The sequence below is a fragment of the uncultured Maribacter sp. genome (genome assembly GCF_947496775.1).
In the GTDB taxonomy this organism is placed as follows: Bacteria; Bacteroidota; Bacteroidia; order Flavobacteriales; family Flavobacteriaceae; genus Maribacter_B.
In genome coordinates this window covers 115,348-137,885 of sequence record NZ_CANMDU010000002.1, presented here as the reverse complement: position 1 = coordinate 137,885, position 22,538 = coordinate 115,348, and the positions used below count along the sequence as shown (strand labels likewise).

Annotated in this window: 20 protein-coding genes; 8 read left to right on the top strand and 12 right to left on the bottom strand. The window is 33.2% G+C overall.

The features are described from left to right. Positions 1-477: 477 nt before the first annotated feature. From Q0856_RS05115 to Q0856_RS05100, 4 genes are all read left to right on the top strand, one after another. Complete coding sequence (locus Q0856_RS05115; RefSeq protein WP_298503231.1) at positions 478-2,697, top strand: NADP-dependent isocitrate dehydrogenase; 2,220 nt, start codon at positions 478-480, stop codon at positions 2,695-2,697. Between the two features lie 126 nt (positions 2,698-2,823). Further along, on the top strand, positions 2,824-5,220 hold the full coding sequence (locus tag Q0856_RS05110) for a TonB-dependent receptor (RefSeq protein WP_298503230.1): 2,397 nt from the start codon (positions 2,824-2,826) through the stop codon (positions 5,218-5,220). A 4-nt stretch (positions 5,221-5,224) separates the two neighbouring features. After that, a complete protein-coding gene (locus tag Q0856_RS05105; RefSeq protein ID WP_298503229.1) occupies positions 5,225-6,070 on the top strand; it encodes a DUF4249 family protein in 846 nt (281 codons plus the stop codon). Between the two features lie 12 nt (positions 6,071-6,082). Continuing rightward, positions 6,083-6,322 (top strand): DUF6095 family protein, encoded by a 240-nt coding sequence (locus tag Q0856_RS05100; RefSeq protein WP_298503228.1) that lies wholly within the window; start codon positions 6,083-6,085, stop codon positions 6,320-6,322. Here the strand turns inward: Q0856_RS05100 and Q0856_RS05095 are convergent, their stop codons facing one another. Beyond that, the gene (locus Q0856_RS05095) at positions 6,323-7,006 is read right to left on the bottom strand and encodes a DUF4294 domain-containing protein (protein ID WP_298503226.1); all 684 of its coding nucleotides are present in this window, start codon (positions 7,004-7,006) and stop codon (positions 6,323-6,325) included. 104 nt (positions 7,007-7,110) lie between these two features. Between Q0856_RS05095 and Q0856_RS05090 the strand changes: the two genes are divergently transcribed. Then, on the top strand, positions 7,111-8,199 hold the full coding sequence (locus tag Q0856_RS05090) for a M42 family metallopeptidase (RefSeq protein ID WP_298476609.1): 1,089 nt from the start codon (positions 7,111-7,113) through the stop codon (positions 8,197-8,199). 97 nt (positions 8,200-8,296) lie between these two features. Continuing rightward, positions 8,297-8,845, top strand: coding sequence for an NUDIX domain-containing protein (locus Q0856_RS05085; protein ID WP_298503225.1), 549 nt, complete (start codon positions 8,297-8,299; stop codon positions 8,843-8,845). Here Q0856_RS05085 and hisS read toward each other — a convergent pair. The 6 genes from hisS to rpsF all read right to left on the bottom strand — a co-directional run bounded on the left by hisS (position 8,840) and on the right by rpsF (position 15,174). Then, positions 8,840-10,216 carry a histidine--tRNA ligase gene (gene hisS, locus Q0856_RS05080; protein ID WP_298503223.1) on the bottom strand — a complete coding sequence of 459 codons (1,377 nt, stop codon included), beginning with the start codon at positions 10,214-10,216 and terminating at the stop codon, positions 8,840-8,842. The genes Q0856_RS05085 and hisS overlap by 6 nt on opposite strands. A 69-nt stretch (positions 10,217-10,285) precedes the next feature. Continuing rightward, a complete protein-coding gene (locus tag Q0856_RS05075) occupies positions 10,286-10,756 on the bottom strand; it encodes a DUF6495 family protein (RefSeq protein WP_298503221.1) in 471 nt (156 codons plus the stop codon). Positions 10,757-10,838: 82 nt separating this feature from the next. Continuing rightward, entirely contained in the window at positions 10,839-13,970 is a 3,132-nt protein-coding gene (locus Q0856_RS05070) for a carboxypeptidase regulatory-like domain-containing protein (protein WP_298503219.1), read from the bottom strand. A 92-nt stretch (positions 13,971-14,062) separates the two neighbouring features. Next, positions 14,063-14,515, bottom strand: a complete 453-nt coding sequence (rplI, locus tag Q0856_RS05065; RefSeq protein WP_298476624.1) for a 50S ribosomal protein L9 — start codon at positions 14,513-14,515, stop codon at positions 14,063-14,065. Between the two features lie 15 nt (positions 14,516-14,530). Next, positions 14,531-14,827, bottom strand: a complete 297-nt coding sequence (gene rpsR / locus Q0856_RS05060) for a 30S ribosomal protein S18 (protein WP_121067570.1) — start codon at positions 14,825-14,827, stop codon at positions 14,531-14,533. Between the two features lie 5 nt (positions 14,828-14,832). Continuing rightward, on the bottom strand, positions 14,833-15,174 hold the full coding sequence (gene rpsF, locus Q0856_RS05055) for a 30S ribosomal protein S6 (RefSeq protein WP_298476629.1): 342 nt from the start codon (positions 15,172-15,174) through the stop codon (positions 14,833-14,835). Between the two features lie 261 nt (positions 15,175-15,435). Here rpsF and Q0856_RS05050 point away from each other — a divergent pair, with 261 nt between their 5' ends. Next, positions 15,436-16,128, top strand: a complete 693-nt coding sequence (locus Q0856_RS05050) for a LytTR family DNA-binding domain-containing protein (protein ID WP_298503218.1) — start codon at positions 15,436-15,438, stop codon at positions 16,126-16,128. Between the two features lie 2 nt (positions 16,129-16,130). Here Q0856_RS05050 and priA read toward each other — a convergent pair whose 3' ends face one another. The 4 genes from priA to nadC are packed head-to-tail and all read right to left on the bottom strand — an operon-like array spanning position 16,131 to position 20,854. Next, entirely contained in the window at positions 16,131-18,587 is a 2,457-nt protein-coding gene (priA, locus tag Q0856_RS05045) for a primosomal protein N' (protein WP_298503216.1), read from the bottom strand. A 4-nt stretch (positions 18,588-18,591) separates the two neighbouring features. Then, on the bottom strand, positions 18,592-19,032 hold the full coding sequence (locus Q0856_RS05040) for a DUF2147 domain-containing protein (RefSeq protein ID WP_298503214.1): 441 nt from the start codon (positions 19,030-19,032) through the stop codon (positions 18,592-18,594). Then, positions 19,016-19,996, bottom strand: coding sequence for a YihY/virulence factor BrkB family protein (locus Q0856_RS05035; protein WP_298503213.1), 981 nt, complete (start codon positions 19,994-19,996; stop codon positions 19,016-19,018). The genes Q0856_RS05040 and Q0856_RS05035 overlap by 17 nt, the downstream gene beginning before the upstream one ends. Then, positions 19,997-20,854, bottom strand: a complete 858-nt coding sequence (gene nadC, locus Q0856_RS05030) for a carboxylating nicotinate-nucleotide diphosphorylase (protein ID WP_298503212.1) — start codon at positions 20,852-20,854, stop codon at positions 19,997-19,999. A 165-nt stretch (positions 20,855-21,019) separates the two neighbouring features. On the opposite strand from nadC, the gene rlmH reads away from it, so the two are divergent. After that, positions 21,020-21,493 (top strand): 23S rRNA (pseudouridine(1915)-N(3))-methyltransferase RlmH, encoded by a 474-nt coding sequence (rlmH, locus tag Q0856_RS05025; protein ID WP_298503210.1) that lies wholly within the window; start codon positions 21,020-21,022, stop codon positions 21,491-21,493. A gap of 85 nt (positions 21,494-21,578) precedes the next feature. Here rlmH and Q0856_RS05020 read toward each other — a convergent pair whose 3' ends face one another. Beyond that, positions 21,579-22,412, bottom strand: coding sequence for a type IV pili methyl-accepting chemotaxis transducer N-terminal domain-containing protein (locus Q0856_RS05020; protein WP_298476650.1), 834 nt, complete (start codon positions 22,410-22,412; stop codon positions 21,579-21,581). Positions 22,413-22,538: the final 126 nt, after the last annotated feature.

The window sequence follows — 22,538 nt, the reverse complement described above, 5'->3', positions numbered from 1 at the left end:
TTAAATCATTGTAAAGTTTACGTTCTTTATATTATTGTATAATCTTAAAATGAGTTTCTTGCGTAAAAACAAGTAAACATCAACAAAGATGAGTATTCCTCCAAGGCTGTCGCTTTGGTTATGGTAATATGAATATGTATTAATTTGAAAGTACGCTTTTTAGTGGATATTCAAAATAAACGTATTACTACAATAAGAAGAAATAATTAAGTTGCTTGCTTCAATAGTGAAGAACTTATTATTTTAAACGTTGAAATAGTTATACAAATGCAATCAATGGTTGCCTTTCTATTGTAAATATAGAAAAACATGTTTGAAAACTATTTCTAAAAAGCCATATCCTGTACTTGTATAGGATATGGCTTTTGTTATTTATAAATTTCACAAAAATCCAAGAGTTTAGCACAGTTACCACATTTACTAAATCGTTTTATATTGTATATTTGCTGCGCTTAAATAAAATGAAACTCATACTACATGCCTAAAATTTTCTACACAAAGACAGATGAAGCTCCAGCTCTAGCTACACAATCCTTTCTTCCTATAGTAAAAGCTTTTACTAAAACCTCAGGAATAACAATCGAAACTAAAGATATTTCTTTAGCAGGAAGAATAAGAGCTACATTCCCTGAATTTCTTAATGAAGATCAAAGAATAACTGATGATTTAGCCGAATTAGGGCAAATGGCCAAAATGCCCGAAGCTAACATTATTAAACTTCCCAACATTAGCGCTTCTATCCCTCAATTAAAAGAAGCTATTGAAGAGTTGCAAAGCAAAGGTTACAATGTACCTAGCTACCCTGATGAAGTATCTACAGATGCTGACAAGGATATAAAATCTAGATACGATAAAATTAAAGGTAGTGCAGTAAACCCAGTATTAAGAGAAGGAAATTCGGATCGTAGAGCCCCTAAAGCCGTAAAGAACTACGCTAAACAGAATCCACATTCTATGGGTGCTTGGAGCGCAGATTCTAAAACGCATGTTGCCACTATGGGAGAAGGAGATTTCCAAGCAAATGAAAAATCTACAACAATACCATCTGCCACTAAGGTAAAAATAGAATTAGTTGCCGAAAACGGAAATACAACAACACTAAAAAAAGAAGTAGCGCTTTTAGATGGCGAAATTATAGATGCTACGGTAATGAATAAAAAAGCTCTTATTGCTTTTTTAAAGGAACAAGTTGCAGATGCTAAGAAACAAGGAATATTATTTTCTTTGCACATGAAAGCCACTATGATGAAAGTATCTGACCCTATTATCTTTGGGCATGCAGTAGAAGCTTTCTTCGAAAATGTTTTTACAAAACACAAAGCTACATTCAATGAAATTGGAATTAGTGCAAGTAACGGATTAGATAGTTTATACCACAAATTAAACGATCTTCCTGCTGCAAAGAAGGCCGAAATAGAAGCCCATATTGCTTTAGAGATTGCTAACGGGCCCGATTTAGCCATGGTAAATTCTGACAAAGGAATTACCAATCTCCATGTTCCTAGTGATATTATTATAGATGCATCCATGCCAGCAATGATTCGTAATTCTGGTCAAATGTGGAATGCCGAAGGAAAAGCGCAAGACACTAAGGCCGTTATTCCAGATAGCAGCTATGCGGGTATTTATACCGCTACAATTGATTTTTGTAAAAAACACGGCGCTTTTGACCCTACCACAATGGGTACGGTCCCGAACGTAGGATTAATGGCTCAAAAAGCAGAAGAATATGGTTCTCATGATAAAACTTTTAAAATAGAATCTAAGGGCTCTGTAAAGGTTATTGATACAACTACAGGAAACACTTTAATAGAACATGCCGTTGAAGAAGGAGACATTTGGAGAATGTGCCAAGTTAAAGACGCCCCTATTCAAGACTGGGTTAAATTGGCAGTTTCTAGAGCGCAAGCGACCAAAGTTCCTGCTATTTTCTGGTTAGACGAAAATAGAGCGCATGATGCCGAAATTATTAAAAAAGTAAACGCATACTTACCTAATCATGATACTGATGGATTAGATATTCGAATTTTATCACCTATTAAAGCTACCGAATTTACGCTAGAAAGGATAATAAAAGGAGAAGACACTATTTCTGTATCAGGGAATGTACTAAGGGATTATTTAACAGATTTATTCCCAATACTAGAAGTTGGTACAAGTGCAAAAATGCTATCTATTGTTCCTCTAATGAATGGTGGCGGCTTATTTGAAACCGGTGCAGGTGGTTCTGCCCCTAAACACGTACAACAATTTACAGAAGAAGGCCACTTACGTTGGGACTCTTTAGGTGAATTCCTTGCCTTAGGTGTCTCCTTAGAATTTTTCGGAGAAAAAAACAACAATGTCAAAGCTAAAGTTTTGGGAGAAACTCTAGACGCTGCTACGGAGAAATTTTTAATCAATGATAAATCACCTTCTAGAAAAGTAAATCAAATAGATACAAGAGGTAGTCATTTTTATCTTTCCCTATACTGGGCAGAAGCGTTGTCTAACCAAAATCAGGATTCGGAATTAAAAAATATCTTTAGCACTGTATTCCAAGAAATGGCAGCCAATGAAAATACCATTGCTCAAGAGTTATTAGATGCACAAGGAAGCTCCAATGATATTGGTGGCTACTATATTCCAAATGCAGAATTAGCATCCAAGGCAATGCAACCTAGTAAAACCTTAAATGGCATACTAGAAAAGATATAATTACATAATATCTAATTACGAAAAAAGCCCTTGGTTATATTAAACAAGGGCTTTTTCTTTGCTAAATAATTGTTAAGCGTAAGATTTTCATCTATTTCCTGACTATTTTTATAAAAATATATTTTAATGAAACTTTTTGCTCGAGTTACACTCTTACTACTTCTTCTCTACTCTATACCATCTATTGGCCAGCAAAAATATACTTTAAGCGGAACCATAACTCAAGCAAACAGCAATGAAACTTTAATTGGAGTTACCATTGCTATTCCCGAACTTAAAACTGGAGCTACAACAAACGAATATGGCTTCTATTCTATTACACTACCCAAAGGTTCTTATAAGCTTGAAGTTAGCTATTTAGGCTTTAAAGAAATAAAGAAGAATATAATTCTTAATAAGAATCAAAAAATAAATTTTCAATTAATAGAAGCTGCTGAACAATTACAGGAAGTTATTGTTACAGAAAATAAAGAAAAACTTAATATTCGCAAACCACAAATGAGTGTAAATACATTAAAAGTGGAGACTATAAAAAAAATACCAGTTATTCTGGGAGAAGCGGATATCATTAAATCTATTTTACTTCTACCGGGTGTTACCAATGCCGGAGAAGGCGCCTCTGGCTTTAACGTAAGAGGTGGTTCTGTAGATCAAAATTTGATTTTATTAGACGAAGCTACAATTTTTAATTCTTCGCACCTTTTCGGTTTTTTCTCCGTTTTTAATCCAGATGCCATTAAAGATATTAAACTTTACAAAGGGGGTATTCCTGCACGTTATGGAGGCAGAGTTTCTTCTGTTCTAGATATTTTTCAAAAAGAAGGGAATAGCAAAGAAGTTAAAGTAAATGGAGGACTTGGGCTTGTGGCTAGTAGGCTTTTAGTAGAAGGCCCTATTATAAAGGATAAAGCGGCATTTTTGATTGGAGGTAGAGGCTCTTATGCTCATCTTTTTCTTCCATTATTTGATCTTGATAATACTGCTTATTTTTATGATTTAAATACGAAACTTAACTACAAAATTAACGAAAGAAACAACCTATACCTCTCTGGTTATTTTGGAAGAGATGTTTTTGGCATTAGCGAGAGTTTCGTAAATACCTACGGGAATTCTGTTGGAAACTTTAGATGGAATCATTTATTCTCCGATAAGTTATTCTCTAACCTATCCTTAATATATTCTGACTACTATTACGGCCTTAAATTAGATTTTGTTGGTTTTAACTGGAACTCTGGAATTCAAAATTTTAATATCAAATACGACTTAAAACACTATCTAAATGATAACTTACAAGTTAATTATGGTATCAACAATATTTATTATCAATTTAATCCTGGAAAAATTGAGCCCAGTAATGCTGAATCCGGAATTATTGAAGAGCAATTGACTCAAAAGTACGCCAATGAATTTGCCGCCTACATAGATATAGAACATAATATTACCAAAAGTTTAAGTCTACAATACGGTGTACGACTTAGTATTTTTAATAGACTAGGACAGAATGAGTTAAATACGTATCTCAACGAACAACCTGTATCATTTAACCCTACCCTATTAATATATCAAGAAGCCACTCCTATTGAAACTACAAATCCTGGAAGAAAAGGCTCCATAGCAGATTTTACAAATTTAGAACCAAGAATAGGTTTGGCATATAGTTTTAAAAACAGTAGCTCTATTAAAGCGAGTTATACCCGCCTTTCTCAGTATCTACATTTACTATCCAATACCAGCTCCCCCACTCCTTTGGATGTATGGACCCCAAGTGGTCCTTACATTAAACCACAATTACTGGACCAATTTGCCATTGGTTACTTTAAAAATATTAAAGAACAAAAATATTCATTGGAATCTGAAGTATTTTACAAGAAAACCAAAAATAGAATCGATTATATTGACGGTGCAAATTTAATAGCAAACAATGCTATTGAACGAGTAATACTAAATGGAGAAGCGAGGTCTTACGGCGCGGAATTTTTGTTTAGAAAAAATGAAGGCAAACTTACTGGTTGGTTAGCATATACGTTGTCAAAATCCGAACAAAGGACACCCGCCCGAAAACCCATTAGTAATACGGAACTACCAAGTTTAGAAACTGGAATAAATTTTGGAGAATGGTACAATACCCCTTATGACAAAACACACGATATATCCTTATATGCTAGTTACGATTGGAATAAGAAATGGAGTTTTAACACCAACATGGTTTTCCAAACTGGGCAGCCCACCAATTATCCTATAGGTCAATTTGAATTTCAAGGGCTTACCGTACCATATTATGGGCTAAGAAATAAAGAGCGCCTCCCAAATTACCACAGAATAGATTTATCTGCCACCCTAAAACCCCAAAGAATAAATAAAAAAATGAAAACAGAATGGGTCTTCAGTATCTACAACCTCTACAATAGAAGAAATGCCACTTCTATTAACTTTAGCCGTAATTCAGAAACAGGTACAAATGAAGCGGTAAGAACTTCTATTTTTGGCATAGTCCCTGCAATCACTTATAATTTCAAATTTTAAAGACATGAGACATTACTTACTATATATTGTAATTTTTAGTTTCTTAGTTTCTTGCGAAGATGTTATAGAAGTAGAAACTCCATCTGAAGCTCCTAGATTATCCGTAGATGCATTACTAAGAATTAATGAAGAAGAACCTATTACCAAGGCAATAATTAAAGTTAGTGAGACAAGTTCTTTTTTTAAGGAAAATACTCCTATAAAAGTATCAGAAATGACTATTACCAATTTAGACCAACAAAATACTACGACTAATCCTAATCAAATTATTTTTACTTTAATAGAACCAGGAGTATACGAAGCCATAAAAAGAACTACTTTTTTCACTGAAGGCAGATTACAATTATCCATAAAATACAATAACCAAACCTACACAGCAAATACTTCTTACGTTCCTGCTGTTCCAATAACCAATCTAGAACAAGGAAATGGTACCTTATTTGAGGGTAATGAGACAGAAATAATACTAACCTTTGTAGATGAAGACAATAGAGATGATTTTTATTTATTTGATTTTGATTTTAATGAATACCTAGTTTCGGAAGACGAATTTTACCAAGGGCAACCTTTTAAATTCTCTTACTTTTATAATGACGATGTAAAAGCAGGAATGCATGTAAACGTAAGTATTCTTGGGGTAAATGAAGATTTTTTTAATTATATGAATCTGTTAATAATTCAAAGTGGTGGAGCACAAGGACCTTTTCAGACTCCTGTGGCTACGGTAAAAGGAAATATTATTAACACCAATAATAATGGAAGCTTGGATACTACAGAAAATACTAATAATTTTGCTTTAGGTTATTTTGCTGTATGCCAAACATATAGCTCCTCTTTAACTATTGAGTAACAAACATAAAAAATGCAAAGGAGAACAGATAAAGAATTAATGATGAAAGGCATTAAGTATATGGGAATTACCTTTACGCTTATGTTTGCGGCTCCATTTGCTCTATACCAAGCTTTTAAAAATGAAGGACATCCTTTTTTCTGGCCAGTACTTATTGTTGGGTTCGCTCTAGCCATAGGAGCTATTGCTATGTGCTTTTACAGCATTAAAATAATAATTGATAGTTTGTTTGGTCAAAAACCAAAATCGTAATTATTTTTTCTTAGAAGAAGGTTTCCATTTGTTAATTAAAGCACCGTACTCATAATCTAAAACAGATTCTTGCCTATCTAATTTCCCAGAAGCAAACGCCCGTTGTAAAATATCTTCAATAAGATAATCTTCATGTACATTTTTTGGGTCGTACTCTGCTTTAATACTAATATTAAAAAAACCTGCTGTAGTATTGTACCAAAAGGCTCGCCATCCACTACGAAGCTCTTTCACTAAATCAAAACTTGTATTTCCGGTTTGTCTGTGCACAAGTTTCACTAGAATTTGCCCTTCGGTTCTTGTTAACTTTTTAAGTTTTTCAGAAAACTCTTCTTCAATATATTTTTGAACTTTTTTAGTATATTTTTTACGTTTCCCTTTTCTCTTTATGGTAGCAAGAGTATCGTTTAACTCCACCAAGCGTTCTGCTGCCAACTTTGCATAAGGATACACTTTAAGTGTTTTTCTTCTTAAAATATAATATTTAAGTTTCGCATCGTAATTATCAAACTTTAATTTCCCAAAAACATAAGCTTCATGTAATGCAATAGAACTCTGAAAAACGGAATCTCCTTCTACTTTAATAAGAGTTTCCCCAATAGAATCTAACTGTTGTTCCTCTATTTGACCGGAAACAACAATAGTAATATTTACTACAATAAAAAATAAGATTATCTTTTTCATCTTTCTTAATAAAGCAAAAGCCTTGCCAAAATTAACGATAAAAACTGTTTCTTATTACTAAAAATTACCTAATATTATTAAGTTTGTATATAAAACAAAAGTTTATGGCTTCAAAGAAAATACTTACTAAAAAATCATTAGATTTTTTTGAAAAATATTTAAACAACGCCGCTCCAACTGGTTATGAGTGGGAAGGGCAAAAAATATGGATGGAATACTTAAAACCGTATGTAGATACATTTATCACGGATACCTACGGAACCGCAGTTGGTGTAATAAATCCAGATGCTAAATACAAGGTAGTTATCGAAGGGCATTCCGACGAGATTTCTTGGTATGTGAATTATATCACAGATAACGGCCTTATTCATGTAATTCGTAATGGTGGTAGTGATCACCAAATTGCTCCTTCTAAATGGGTAAATATTCACACAAAAAAAGGATTTGTAAAAGGTATTTTTGGCTGGCCTGCAATACACACAAGAAATAGAGCTAAAGAAGAGCCGCCAAAAATTGAAAACATTACGGTAGATGTTGGCGCAACCACCAAAGAAGAAGTAGAAAAAATGGGAGTTCATGTTGGGTGTGTAATTACCTATCCGGATGAATTTCAAATTTTAAATAAAAATAAATTCGTTTGTAGAGCTATAGATAATAGAGCTGGTGGTTTTATGATTGCGGAAGTTGCTCGTCTTTTACATGAAAACAAACAAAAGTTACCTTTTGGCCTATATATAACCAATGCCGTACAAGAGGAAATAGGGTTACGTGGCGCAGAAATGATTACCCATACAATAAAACCAGATGTTGCTATTGTAACAGATGTATGCCATGATACCACCACCCCTATGATCAAAAAAGTAACACAAGGACATACCGAAATTGGAGCAGGACCAGTTATTTCTTATGCTCCCGCTGTACAAAACAAGTTAAGAGAGCGTATTATAGAAACAGCCGAAGAGAAGAAAATTCCTTTCCAAAGAATGGCAGCCTCTAGATCCACTGGAACAGACACTGATGCTTTTGCATACAGTAATGGTGGTGTAGCTTCTGCTTTAATTTCATTACCATTACGTTACATGCATACCACGGTAGAAACTGTACACCAAGATGATGTAGAGAATGTAATAAAACTTATATACGAAACATTATTAACTATAAAAGAAGGAGAAACTTTTAGTTATTTTGATTAACTATCTTCTAAGGCAAGCTTAGGAGCTTTTAAACCTCGATTATCGAGTAAAACTTTAATCCCTCCTTTATTGGAGGGATTTTTTATTTATATATTAAATGGATGAATTAATTGATATACTAGATTCCGAAGGTAAATTAACCGGAAAAACAGCAATGAAGTCTGTTGCCCATAAAGAAGGGCTTTTTCACCAAACGGTCCATATTTGGTTTTATACTCAAAATGGAGAAATACTAATACAACAAAGAGGAAAAAACAAAGCTACCTTTCCCCTACTTTGGGATGTTTCTGTTGCTGGTCATATTGGAGCCGGAGAATCTATAGAAGTTTCTGCTCTTAGAGAAATAGAAGAAGAAATAGGCTTACAGATTTCTGCACAGGAATTACAGAAAATAGGTGTTTTTAAATCCATCCAAAAACATAATGATACACTTATAGACTGTGAATTTCATCATACATTTCTTTGTGAACTAAAAGTTCCTATAGAACAACTCACCAAACAAGAAAGCGAAGTTGAAGCACTAGATTTCATTTTATTAGATAATCTAAACAAAGCTTTAACTAAGAGTGTATTATCAAAGAAATATGTTCCGCACGACGAACTATATTACGAAACAGTAACTAAAGCCATTCAAAATAGATTATAATATAGCCACAAAATCAGAAACTGCATTTATACTATAAGTTTCTTGTGTTCCGGCTTTCATATTTTTAACTACAAAAGATTTATTTTCCAATTCGGTATCCCCTAATAAAATTACATAAGGAACTTTTCTATTATTGGCGTATTTAAACTGTTTTTGCATTTTTACTTTAGAAGGATATACATCTGCCTTAACTCCAGAATTCCTTAGTTCCGTAACCAACTTTAAAGCTACTAAAGCCTCTTTATCTCCAAAATTTAATGCTAAAACATCTAAAGATTGATCTATGGCTTCTGGAAAAAGATTTAATTCTTCTAACACCAAATAGATGCGATCTAATCCAAAAGAAATTCCAACACCACTAACATCTTTTAACCCAAAAACTCCGGTTAAGTCATCATAACGACCTCCACCACCTATAGAACCCATATTAACACCTTCTGGCGCGCCAACTTCAAAAATAGCTCCGGTATAATAGTTAAGACCACGAGCCAAGGTTACATCAATGGAAAGTTGTGCTGATTGCAATCCTAATGCAGAGATAGATTCTATTATAAAAACAAGTTCCTCTACTCCTTTTGTACCTTCTTCAGAATTTGCTAATAAATCTCTTAAACTCTCTAGTTGCTCTAAATTTGTACCAGATAATGTAAACAATGGAGCTGCTTTTTCTATAGAAGTTTCGGATATTCCTTTAGAAAGCATTTCTTTTTTAACACCTTCTTCCCCTATTTTATCTAACTTATCTAAGGCTACCGTAAAATCTATAAGCAAATGTTTAGCTCCGATAACTTCTGCTATTCCTGCTAATATTTTTCTATTATTTAATTTAATGTTTACCCCATTTAGACCTAATTCTGTAAAAACAGCATCATATAATTGAATAAATTCTACTTCTTGCAATAAAGAATTTGCTCCAACCACATCAGCGTCACACTGAAAGAACTCTCTAAACCTACCTTTTTGCGGACGGTCTGCCCTCCAAACGGGTTGAATCTGATAACGTTTAAAAGGAAAATCTATATCATTCTGATGCATTACTACATATCTAGCAAAAGGCACCGTTAAATCATAACGCAACGCTTTTTCGGATATCTTAGGTGTTAGCGATTTTGATTCTTTAGAACTATACGTAACATCATCTACCTTACTAATAAAATCGCCAGAATTTAAAATCTTAAATATAAGACGATCTCCTTCCTCTCCATATTTACCCATTAAGGTGTTTGAGTTTTCAAAAGATGGGGTTTCTATGGGTTGAAAACCAAAAGTTTTAAAATGTTTTTTTACCGTATCAAAAATAAAGTTGCGCTTTGCAACTTCAGATGGTGAAAAATCTCTTGTTCCTTTTGGTATAGATGGTTTCTGTGCCATATAATGCTCTATAGTAGTCTAATTAATAAAATTTTTATTCTTATTTGACGAAAGATAACAAATAGGAATTTATTGAATAATCTTATCGAACCAATTATACAAATCGCCTTTTGTAATTACAGCTCCTTGTTGTATTAACTGAAATTTATCCAAGTTTTTATCCTCTGTATAAGCCTTGGATGCTGTTAGATAATCCACAAAATCGGATTGCCAATTCTTTTTAAACCAAGAAAAACCTTGTTGGGTAGTGAGATCAATTTCTGGGTTCCTAACCTTTACAGATATTAATTTCATTTCTTTCTCTTCTAAAGAGAACAAATGCATTTGTTGCGCCGATATATTTTCTAAATGAGTAACTTTTGTTAAAACGCCTTCCCAAACTAAATCGCTAAAAACATCTACTTCATCTTCTGCTACCTCTGGGTTATCTTCTTTAAGTGCTTTCCACTCCTCACCTGTTATAGATTGCGTTGCCAAAAAATTAATAAATTCTGGATGCAACTCTTCTAATTGTTCTTTAGTAAGTCTTGTATATTTCAATGTATTTACTTTTTAATTCTGCAAAAATAAAAAGACCGTACGATAAGTACGGCCTTTATAGTGTAAAATAAAGTATTTAAAGCTAGAAAATGTATCTAACTCCAAATTGTCCTTGCCATCTAGACAATAAACTAGCATCATATCCAAAAGTTTCTGTCAACTCTGGATTAAAAGTATACGTCGGTATATTTGTGGTAGCGTCTACAGAAACCTCTAAAGGGTTTAAATTATTTGGTTGTTGAATAACTCCCCAGTCAGAATTAAGTAAGTTCCCGAAGTTCAACACATCAAAACTTAGCTGAATAGTATGTTTCTTACCTGCAACATCAAAATTGTAATCTTGTAAAATTTTAATATCCCATTTTCCTCTCCAAGGTGCTAGAGCGCCATAGCGCTCAGAATAAGAACCTCTATTATCACTTAAATAAGAATCTTGCTGAATATAAGATTCAAAAGCTTCTGCCTGCCCAGCTCCAGAAAATTGCATTTGTTGTACTTCTGCAGCAGTAGGTATATATAATAAATCGTTATTCTGAAAAGAACTATCATTATTTATATTCCCTGCGTAGGTATAATTAAATCTTCCTCCTTGAGCATACTCAAAGAATGTAGAAATAGTTGTTGCCCATTTATCATTAGTACCATAAACAAATTGCTTAGAACCAACACCAATAAAACGATGCGTATCTCCATACTTAGAAAAAGATAACACATCCGCATTAGCATCCCCAAGGTTTGGATTAAAATCGAAAGCATCCCCAGTTATTTCAGCTTCCACTGAGTTTATATCTTTAGCATTTAAATAGCTATACGCTAAACTAGCATATAAGCCGTTATCAAAATTTTTCTGTGCTTTTAAAGATGCATTCCAAATTCTTCCTTTGTCAGAATTTGTAAAAACATAAGCACTTGTTGGTCCACCAAAAGCATTTGTAGAAATATCACTTGCTTGGTATCTTGGGCGGTTATCTCCAGGGGCATTTAAATTTCCCGTTGGGTCGCTATATGCCCAGTTTTGTACGTGAGCAGCATTTAAATCCTTGGTATAAGATACATCACCCGTAAGTACTAAACCATTCTCAAAAGCATGATCTACACCTATATTAGTTCTCCATACTTGCGGCCATTCAAATTCAGGGTCAACTGCTTGGTAAAAGAAGAAATCCACGCCTTGCACTTGGTTCCCTAACCATACAAAAGGAAGCTTCCCTGTGAAAACACCTGTACCACCGCGTAATTGAGTTGTATTATCTCCTTTAACGTCCCAGTTAAAACCAACTCTTGGCGAAATCAACCAATCATTACTTGGTAATTGCTCCGAGTCAATAGTTGTAGGCTCTCCGGTATTTGGATTAAAATATTGATTATCTGCTTGGTACGTTCCTTTTCTCTCTATATTATCTCTAATCTTATCTTGAGTATCAAAATATAAAGGTTTATCAAAACGAACGCCGTAAGTTAGCTTAAAGTTATCCGTAGCACTCCACTCATCTTGCAAGTAGAAAGAAAGTTGACCTACATTAGTTTCTGCTAGAGACCATTTTCCAGGTTCTCCATCAGGAAAGTTATTATTATCATCAAAGGTTGCTTGAGCACCTGAAAAAGCACCTGCATAACTATTAGCGTCAAAATCTGCAATATCTACACTACCAAATAAGTCAAACCCATAATTTGTTAAGTTAAACGAATTATCAAATTGAAATTTTTCAAAAGAAAAACCTACCGTATAGGTATGATTTCCTTTAAAAATATTCATATTATTAGTTACCTGAAAAACCTTTTGATCTAATCTATTGTGAACAGAAAAAGGTTCATGACCAGCAATAATATAATTAATACCATCCTTTGTGATATTAATAGACGGAGCCGGCGCAGATAGAGGGTTTCTAAAATCATCAAAATGGGTATACCCTACTTGTAATTTATTAGTCACTTCATCAGATAAAGTAGAATTTAATTCTAGTTGAACAGAATTTAATTTGTTATTAATCTGATATCCAGAATTTTGAAATTGTAAGGTTGTAAAATTAGGTCCTCGTGCAGTTATTGCGGTTGGGTGAGCAGGTTTTTCTTGAGAAGCATTTAAAAAATTGTAAATTACTGCTAATCTATTCTTATCATTAATATTCCAATCTAATTTAAATATACCTTTTGTAGATTCAGACGCGTACGTAAAACCTTCATAAGCGCCCGTATCATAACCTAAACCAGCTAAGCCGGCCTGTACCGCTTGCAAATCACTTTCCAATACTCTTGTCTCATTGATTGCTCCAGATCCTGTGTTAGGAATCCAACCATTAGAACCTAAATCATCTCTTTCATCTTTTTCAAAATTAGCAAAGAAAAATAATTTGTCTTTTACTATTGGTCCACCAATACTAATACCATATTGACTTTGGTTAAGATCCGGCTTGGTAACATCTTCTCCTTTTATTTTACCACCAGTCAAACTTTCGCTTCTTGTAAAACCATACACAGTACCATGAAATTCATTTGTACCACTCTTCGTTACTGCATTTACAGATGCCCCGGTAAATCCAGATTGTGTAACATCGTAAGGAGCTGTTGATACTTGTATTTGCTCAATAGCGTCTAAAGAAATTGGTTGTGATCCTGTTTGCCCTCCCGGTGTTGGAGAATCTAATCCAAAAGGATTATTAAAAATTGCGCCGTCTAAAGAAAAATTATTATACTGATCATTACGACCGCCAAAAGAATTTCCACTTGCCGTAGGCTCTAATCTTGTAAAATCCTGAGCAGAACGAGAAATAGTAGGTAGTCGTGTTAATTCCCTACGACCAATACTTGTTTCTGCACCGGTACGATCACTACCAAAAGTACCACTACGATCAGAAACAACCACAACCTCATCTAAAGATTGAGCCGCACTAGACAATTTTACATCTAAATTAAAAGTTTTCCCTAAACTTAAATATATATCATTCTGTTTATGTTCTTGAAATCCTACATAAGAAATAGTAACTTCATAAGGCCCACCTACTCTAAGGTTCAGTAAGTTATAACGACCATCTTCATTACTAATTGAACCATATTTGGTTCCTGTAGGCCCATGCACAGCCACAATATTTGCTCCAAATAAAGGAAGCCCTTCGTTATCTAAAACACTACCTCTAATATTAGAAGTTGTTACTTGTGCTATTACAGAAGTAAAAGCAAACAGCAGCAACAAGGCTGTAAACATCAGTTTTTTCATAAGTATTTATATTTTTGAGTCAGGCAAATTTACCCAAAAAAAAAGAGAGCTATGCATGCATAGCTCTCTAAGTTATTAACGTTTTGTTAATACTATTTTTTCTCAGCAACAACTTCAAAAGAAAAATCAACAATAACTTCTCTATGTAATCTTATCTGAGCGTTATATGGTCCGGTTCTTTTAACAGCACCACCATTAATACTAATGTATTTCTTGTCAATTGACTGGCCTTCTTTTTCTAAAGCAGCAGCTAAATCAATAGTAGTAACAGATCCAAATAATTTGTCTCCAGCACCAGTTTTAGCAGCTATTTTTAATTCCAATCCTTTAAGAGCCTCTGCTGTTTTATTTGCAGCATCAACAATTTTCTTTTCTTTATGTGCTCTTTGCTTTAAATTTTCAGCCAATACCTTCCTTGCAGATGGTGTTGCTAAAGAAGCTAAACCCTGAGGAATAAGGAAATTTCTTCCATATCCATTTTTCACATCAACTATGTCGTCTTTAAAACCTAAGTTTTGTACGTCTTCTTTCAATATAAGTTCCATGGTCCTTTTTCTTTATTATTTTAATAAATCACCAACATAAGGCATTAATGCTATATGACGTGCTCTTTTAACAGCTTGGGCCACTTTTCTTTGATACTTTAAGGAAGTTCCTGTAAGTCTTCTCGGAAGCAATTTACCTTGTTCGTTTACTAATTTCATTAAGAAATCTGCATCTTTATAATCTATATACTTGATACCTGATTTCTTAAAACGACAATACTTCTTACGAGTATTGGTTTCAATATTAAGAGGAGTTAAATATCTAATTTCTCCGTCTTTTTTTCCTTTTGCCTGTTGTTCTATAGATGCCATAGTCCTTACGCTTTAGTAGTTTTGTTTCTTGTTCTTCTTTTTTCTGCCCATGCAATTGCGTGCTTATCTAACTTAACAGTTAAAAAACGCATAACACGTTCGTCACGTCTAAATTCTTGCTCATAAGGAGTAACTATATCTCCTTCACCAGAAAATTCGAACAAATGGTAAAAACCACTTTTCTTGTGTTGAATAGGGTAAGCTAATTTTTTTAGCCCCCAATTTTCTTTGGCTACCATTTTGGCACCATTCTTAATTAAGAAATCCTCAAATTTCTTAACTGTTTCCTCTATCTGAACATCAGATAGAACGGGATTCAAAATGAAAACAGTTTCGTAATGATTCATAATACTTTATTTTTTAGGACTGCAAAAATAATAATATTATTTAACATATCACATTTATTAATAATATTTACGTTTTATTACACGAAAACAGAAAATCTTGCGTTATTACTAGGAATCATAAAAATAAAACTTAACCAAATCTTTAATATATGGTCATTGTAAAATATACAATAAACAATGCATTGTTTACATCTTTTGTTGCAATTCATTTTGTTTTTTCTGTTATTTGTCGATGATTTAACCCCACAAATCAGCCGTTTTATGAAATTAAGAAGTATTATTGTAGACGATTCCTCTATGCAGAGGATGGCCGTTGCCAAATTGGTAAACAACCATCCGAACCTTGCATTAGTGGCCGAATACAGCAACGCAATTGAGGCAAAGAATGGTATTAAGAACAACGAGATTGATTTAATTTTTCTTGATGTTGAAATGCCAATAATAACTGGGTTCGACCTACTAGAGTCCCTAGAAAACAGTCCTCAGGTAATATTGATTACCGGAAAACCAGATTACGCTCTTAAAGCTTTTGACTACGACGTAACAGATTATTTACACAAGCCAATTACTATGGCTCGTTTTGATGCTTCTGTAAAAAGAGCCGTAGCAAAATTTGAACAAGCGAACAGAGTTCATGAAGATGAAGAGCATATCTTTGTTAAAAGTAATCTTAAAAAGAGAAAAGTTATACTTAACGACATTAAGTGGATAGAAGCTCTTGGTGACTACATAAAATTAGTTACAGATGAAGCTAATATCGTAATCTTATCAACAATGAAATCTTTTGAAAAGCAATTGCCAGAAGATAAATTTCTTAGAATTCACAAATCCTACATTGTGAATTTAGAAAAAGTTGAAAAGTTTAATAGTAAAAATGTTGAAGTTAGCGGTAGATCTATACCTTTAAGTAGAAACAAGAAAACAGAACTAGCAGAAGCGCTTAGTAACGTATAAAACTATATGTGATCTACATTGTAGATTACCCTTACACTTCTAAAGTGTGCAATAGCATTAAAAGATTTTTCAATTCTTTTAATGCTATTTTTTGTTTTACCCAATGAAGCTTCTTTACCTATTTTTACAGTAACATGTTTTATATACTGATTACGTATTCTTGCTACTGCCGGATACTCCGGTCCCAGGACATTTTCTCCAAAAATATTACGCAGCCCTTTTCCAAACCATTCTGCAGCTTCATTAAGCTTATTATAATCCTTGTGCTTAAAAGTTATTTTTAATATTCTATTTAAAGGCGGATATTTAAATTGCCTGCGCTCGTATAACTGTTCTTTGTACATTCCATCATAATCATGCACGGAAACTTGTTTTAGTATTTGATGATATGGATTATACGTCTGAATAAGAACTTCTCCTCTTTTCTTTGTTCGCCCCGCCCTACCTGCGACCTGCGTTAACAATTGAAAAGTACGTTCGTGTGCCCTATAATCTGGAAAATTTAATAAAGAATCCGCATTCATAATACCAACTAGGCTTACATTCCTAAAATCTAATCCCTTCGTCAGCATTTGAGTGCCCACTAAAATATCTATTTCTTGTTGCTCAAAAGAAGTTATTATTTTTTGATACCCATACTTTCCTCTAGTAGTATCTAAATCCATTCTTCCAACTTTAGTTTCCGGAAATAATGTATTTAGTTCTTTTTCTACCTGTTCCGTACCAAAACCTTTTGTATCTAACTCAGAACTACCACAGGCCTGACAACTTTCTTGTAAAGGAATATAATGTCCACAATAATGGCAACGCAATTGTTTTCTATGCTGATGATAGGTTAAACTAACATCGCAGTTAGGACATTGCGGTGTGTGGCCACAACTATTACACTCCATTATAGGAGCATAACCTCTTCTATTTTGAAATAATATTACCTGTTCCCCTAAATCTAAAGTTTCTGTTATTTTCTCTAGCATGCGCTCGGAGAAATGGCCTTTCATTTTTCGTTTGCGACTCTCTTCCTTAATATCAACCAATTCAATTTCTGGCATTAAAACATTACCGAAACGTTTATTTATTTCTGCATAGCCATACTTTCCTATTTGCACGTTATAATAACTCTCTATACTTGGAGTTGCAGAACCTAATAGAATATGGGCTTTATGTAACTTTCCTAAAACAATAGCAGCATCTCTGGCATGATATCTTGGAGCCGGGTCAAATTGCTTAAAGGAGCTTTCATGTTCCTCATCTATTAAAACCAAACCTAAGTTAGAAAATGGTAAAAACAAAGAAGACCTTGCTCCGATTACCACTTGCGCTTTCGATTTATTTTCCAAAACATTATTCCATACTTCTACCCTCTCATGTATACTATATTTGGAGTGATACACGGAAACCTGTTCTCCAAAATAATTTTGCAGTCTACTTATGAGCTGTGTCGTTAATGCAATTTCTGGCAACAGGTACAATGCTTGTTCCCCTTTTTCTAAACATTTTTGAATTAACTCTACATATACCTCTGTCTTTCCCGAAGAGGTTACCCCCTTCAACAAAGTGACTTTGTTTTCTTTAAAAGATGTAGTTATACTATCTAAGGCCGTTTTTTGATATTGGTTTAGTTCTTTTAAATTAGAAAGAGGAGCATCCTTATCAAAAGAAACCCTATCGGTTTGTATTTTATAATCCTTAAGTATTCCTTTTTTTATTAGCGATTTAATTATAGCTGTAGAACTTCCGCTACGCTCTACCAAATCGGATACTTTTACTGGTTTTTTAGTAACTGCTTGTAATTGAAATAAAGACAATACTACCTGACTTTGCTTTGGTGCCCTTGTTAAAGAGCCCAACAAAGCTTCTAACTCCTTTTCTGTACTATAAGCATCTCCCAAGGCTACATATGCAATTAATTTTGGCTTGTACTGAGCGTATATTTCTTCCTTTAATAATATTACTTCTTTAGCAAGTAGTCTATTTAAAATAGGGAGCACATTTTTACGGTCCACTATAGCCGCAACTTCATGCACCTTTAATATAGGCTGATGTTGTAAAGCCTCAAAAACCAAAAAATCTTCATCTTTTAATTCTGAATCTTTAATTTCTACATTTTCATTTTTTAAAATGAGTGTTTCACTTTCCAACAAAAAAGCACTAGGAACGGCGCTACGAAATACCTCTCCTATAGTACACATATAATAGTCCGCTAACCACATCCAATGTTTAATTTGATATGGGGTTACCAAAGGGGTATCATCTAAAATTTGATGAATCTCTTTAGCCTCATAAACTTCCGGTGCTTTAGTATGTACCGCATGCACTAATCCTGTATATATTTTAGATTTTCCAAACGGAACTGCTACGCGTATTCCTGGTTGCAGAATTTGTGCTTCATCCTTAGAAATACTGTAAGTAAATAGTTTTTCTAAAGGTATTGGTAGAATTACATTAATAAAATACTCCATACCATCATCCTTCCACTCTAATCCATGTTTGCGTACGATATATAAAAGCTAAATACCCTCTAACTTTTAATTCATTACTATTTTCAGGATTTAACCATATTTTACATCGAAAAGTCATTGCCTGTTCTGGGTCAAAAAGCTTTTTACCTTTCCAATACCCGTTATCCTGTTTCTCCGCCGCTTCAATTATTGTCATACCTAAAACTGGCTTATCTTTTAAATCTCCTTCGCACTTACTGCAAACGGAATCTTCCTTTCCCGGTTCTAGAATCTTTATCACGTTTCCATACATTAAACCATCTTTTTCATAAATATCTATAACAGCTTTTGGTAAACCTGTTCTATCATCTATCGTCTTCCATTTACCAAAAATGTTTTGAGATTGACTCAAATTAACCATTAACAGAAACACAACAAGCACCAACTCTTTATTCAATTTCAACATTCTTTTTAGATATTTTTCGTAAGGAGTTTAAGGAAGCGTTTAGTTCAAACCCGAGCAACAATATATTAGAATTTAACCATATATACACCATTAATATAAGTAAACCTCCTAAGGCACCATATAATTCGTTATAACGAGCAAATTTTTCCACATAAACACCAAATAAATAGGAGGTTACCATAAACAACAAAGTTGTCATTAACGCACCTAGAGAAAAGAAACGCGCTTTTTTACCTTCTGCAGTACCAAAATAATACAGGATAGCTGTTGTAAAGTATGATAGAATTATAAAAAATAATATTTTACCTATTCGCGCTCCAACAATATCATTCTCCGACAAATCATATCCTCTTGTTTTAGCTGCCCATTCACTTAAGTAATCTATAATATAAAACTCAAAATACACGTAAGCCACAGCACCAATAATCAATAATACCGAGAGTAATAAACCAACCAATAAGGCATAGGCATATTGTCTAAAAAAATTACGTGTTAAACTTACATGATACGAATTTTCAAAGCCTCCAAAAATAGCATTCACCCCGTTTGCCATTAAAAAAATAGAAACTAAAAAAGCAGAAGAACGGATCCCCCCTTGCTTTTGATCTTTTATTTGCTGATAAATATCCCCAAAATAATCACTTGTTGCGGATGGCAAAAAGGATTCTAAAAACATTAAAAATTGAGCATCAAAATTTTCGTTTCCCACACTAGCATAGGGTATAATCCAAGGCACAAGAGTCAATAAAAATATCAATAACGGAAATAATGCCATAAATAAACTAAAGGCAATTGAACTAGCTCTTGTAGAAAGGGCTCCCTGTCCAATGCCTACGATATACATTTCTATTAAATCATAGATAGACAAACCTTCAAAACCAGGTAGTTTAATTTTTTTCAATAGAGAAACCAACCAATTAATAATGGGGATTTTATGTAGTTTTTCCTCTATCTCTATAGACATTTATACCGCTTTAAGACTCAAGTCCATATTATAAACAGAATGTGTTAATGCTCCTGATGAAATGCAATTTACACCACATTCCGCATACAACCTTATAGTCTCTTCATTTATCCCTCCGGATGACTCTGTAAAACATGTATCTCCGATTAACTTAACGGCGGTACGGGTATCTTCATAGTTAAAATTATCAATTAAAATTCGATAGACACCTTCCGTTTTTAGAATTTCTTTAATTTCATCTAAATTACGGGCTTCCACGATAATTTTTAAGTCTTTATTATTTTCTTTTAAATATTGTTTTGTTTTCTCAATAGCCTGTGTAAGACCTCCACAAAAATCTATATGATTATCTTTAAGCATAATCATATCATACAAAGCAAATCTATGATTTACACCACCACCAATTTTTACCGCCCACTTTTCTAAAGCTCTAATTCCAGGTGTTGTTTTTCTGGTATCCAAAATTTCGGTTCCTGTTCCTTTTAAAAGTTGTACAAAATAATTAGTTTTTGTGGCTATTGCACTCATACGTTGCATGGCATTTAGCACTAATCTTTCTGATTTAAGGATACTCTGAGAACTTCCTTCAACATAAAAAACAATATCTCCGTACTTTACGTTTGCTCCATCTTCTATAAGAGTTTCTACTTTTAAGTTAGAATCTACATAATTAAAAACCTGCTTTGCAAATTCTACTCCGGCAATTATACCATCATCTTTCACCAAAAGTTTAGCTTTACCTGTTGCCGCTTCTGGAATACAAGCCAAAGAACTATGGTCACCGTCTCCTACATCCTCTCTAATGGCATTTTCTATAATACTATCTATCTCTAAATTAAATTGTGCTTCTGAAATCATTTAAATAATATTGCTTTATGCTAAATTACTAAAAAACATATACCATTCAATCCCCCCTCGTAGGTTTAATTCCAAGATACTTCGATTGAATTGATTTTTTTATATTCTTTTTTCTGTCTTTATACCATATCATGGTTATTTACTAAAATAATTTAACTTTGAAACATGACAATAAAACTAATAACAATTGGAAAAACGGATAGCGAACAACTCCAAGAGCTAATCACCAATTACACCACACGTTTAAAACACTATGTTAAGTTTGATTTAGACATTATTCCGGATATAAAAAATGCAAAAAACTTATCTGAAAAACAACAAAAAGAAAAAGAAGGAGAGCTTATACTAAAAAAAATAGTTCCTACTGATGTATTAGTTTTATTAGACGAAAACGGGAAACAATTATCGTCTGTAGACTTTTCTTCGTATTTACAGAAAAAAATGAATGCAGGTAACAAGCAATTAGTATTTGTTATCGGAGGGCCTTATGGTTTTAGTGATTCTGTATATAAAAAAGCGAATGACAAAATAAGTCTTTCCAAAATGACTTTTTCGCACCAGATGGTACGTTTATTTATAGTGGAACAAATCTACAGAGGTTTCACTATTTTAAAAAATGAGCCTTATCACCATAAATAAGGTATTTCCGATGGCCTTGTAGACAATAGTAAAAATAGACTTTAGCATATTTTATGGAACAATTAAACCAATTAGCGAGAGAAAATTATGCCTTCTTTAAAGCTTTTACCATAAATTGAGAAACCTCCTCTACCCCATCCAATTCTTCTACCACAAATTTTATTATTTCTTTTTGTCTTTCTGTATCCTTTTCTACCTTTAATACGTATTGATGGTCTTTAATATTTTTAACATGATTAGCAAAAGCATGTGATTGGTGCCAAGCTATTTCTTCTAACTTTTTATTTTGCTTAACTATTCTATTTATTATTGGGTTTACTATAAAAACAATTTCGATTAAAACTACTATCACGGACAATATGGCTAAATATTTTTCTAAAATCATCATATTTTTAATATCCTTTTCTGACTCTTTTTGAAATTGCCAAACTATCTCATCCATCACTTTAATGAAATTTTCTTCATTATATTTTAAATCACTAATGGAAACATCATCAAAATTCTTCTCATTATTTAATGCCTCATATATCCCATTCAAATACGGTTTTAATAAAACAAAATTTATTTTAATATCATCATTTCTCAAAGGAAGAATCCCTATGTTTTCATTACCATTTTGCAAATCATCATCTATTCTCTTTAAAGATGTCAATGCGGATTTTAAATCTCCGTACTCACATTTATCCCCATATTTACAATTATAAAATTCTTTTACCACTTTTTGACACAACATACGCTGCCTACCCGCAATATTAACCACTACCGTATCGGAACTTTGTTTAGCCAAAGAGTATTGAACAATAGATTGTGTTCCTATTGTTAAAAGAATTATAGTTAACACTAACAAGTAATACGCGTTAAATCCCTTTTTATAATTCCTTTTAAAAAACTTTTTTATTATGCTAATTATAATGTTCATTCTTATTAAATCAGATTTTTCGTACAATTTACAGGGATAATTTCCTAGAGACAAGAAAATGTTGTGTAATTCTACTTTTTCAATGTGTACCGATTAAAGAGCATAAAAAAAAGCTAGATTACGAAT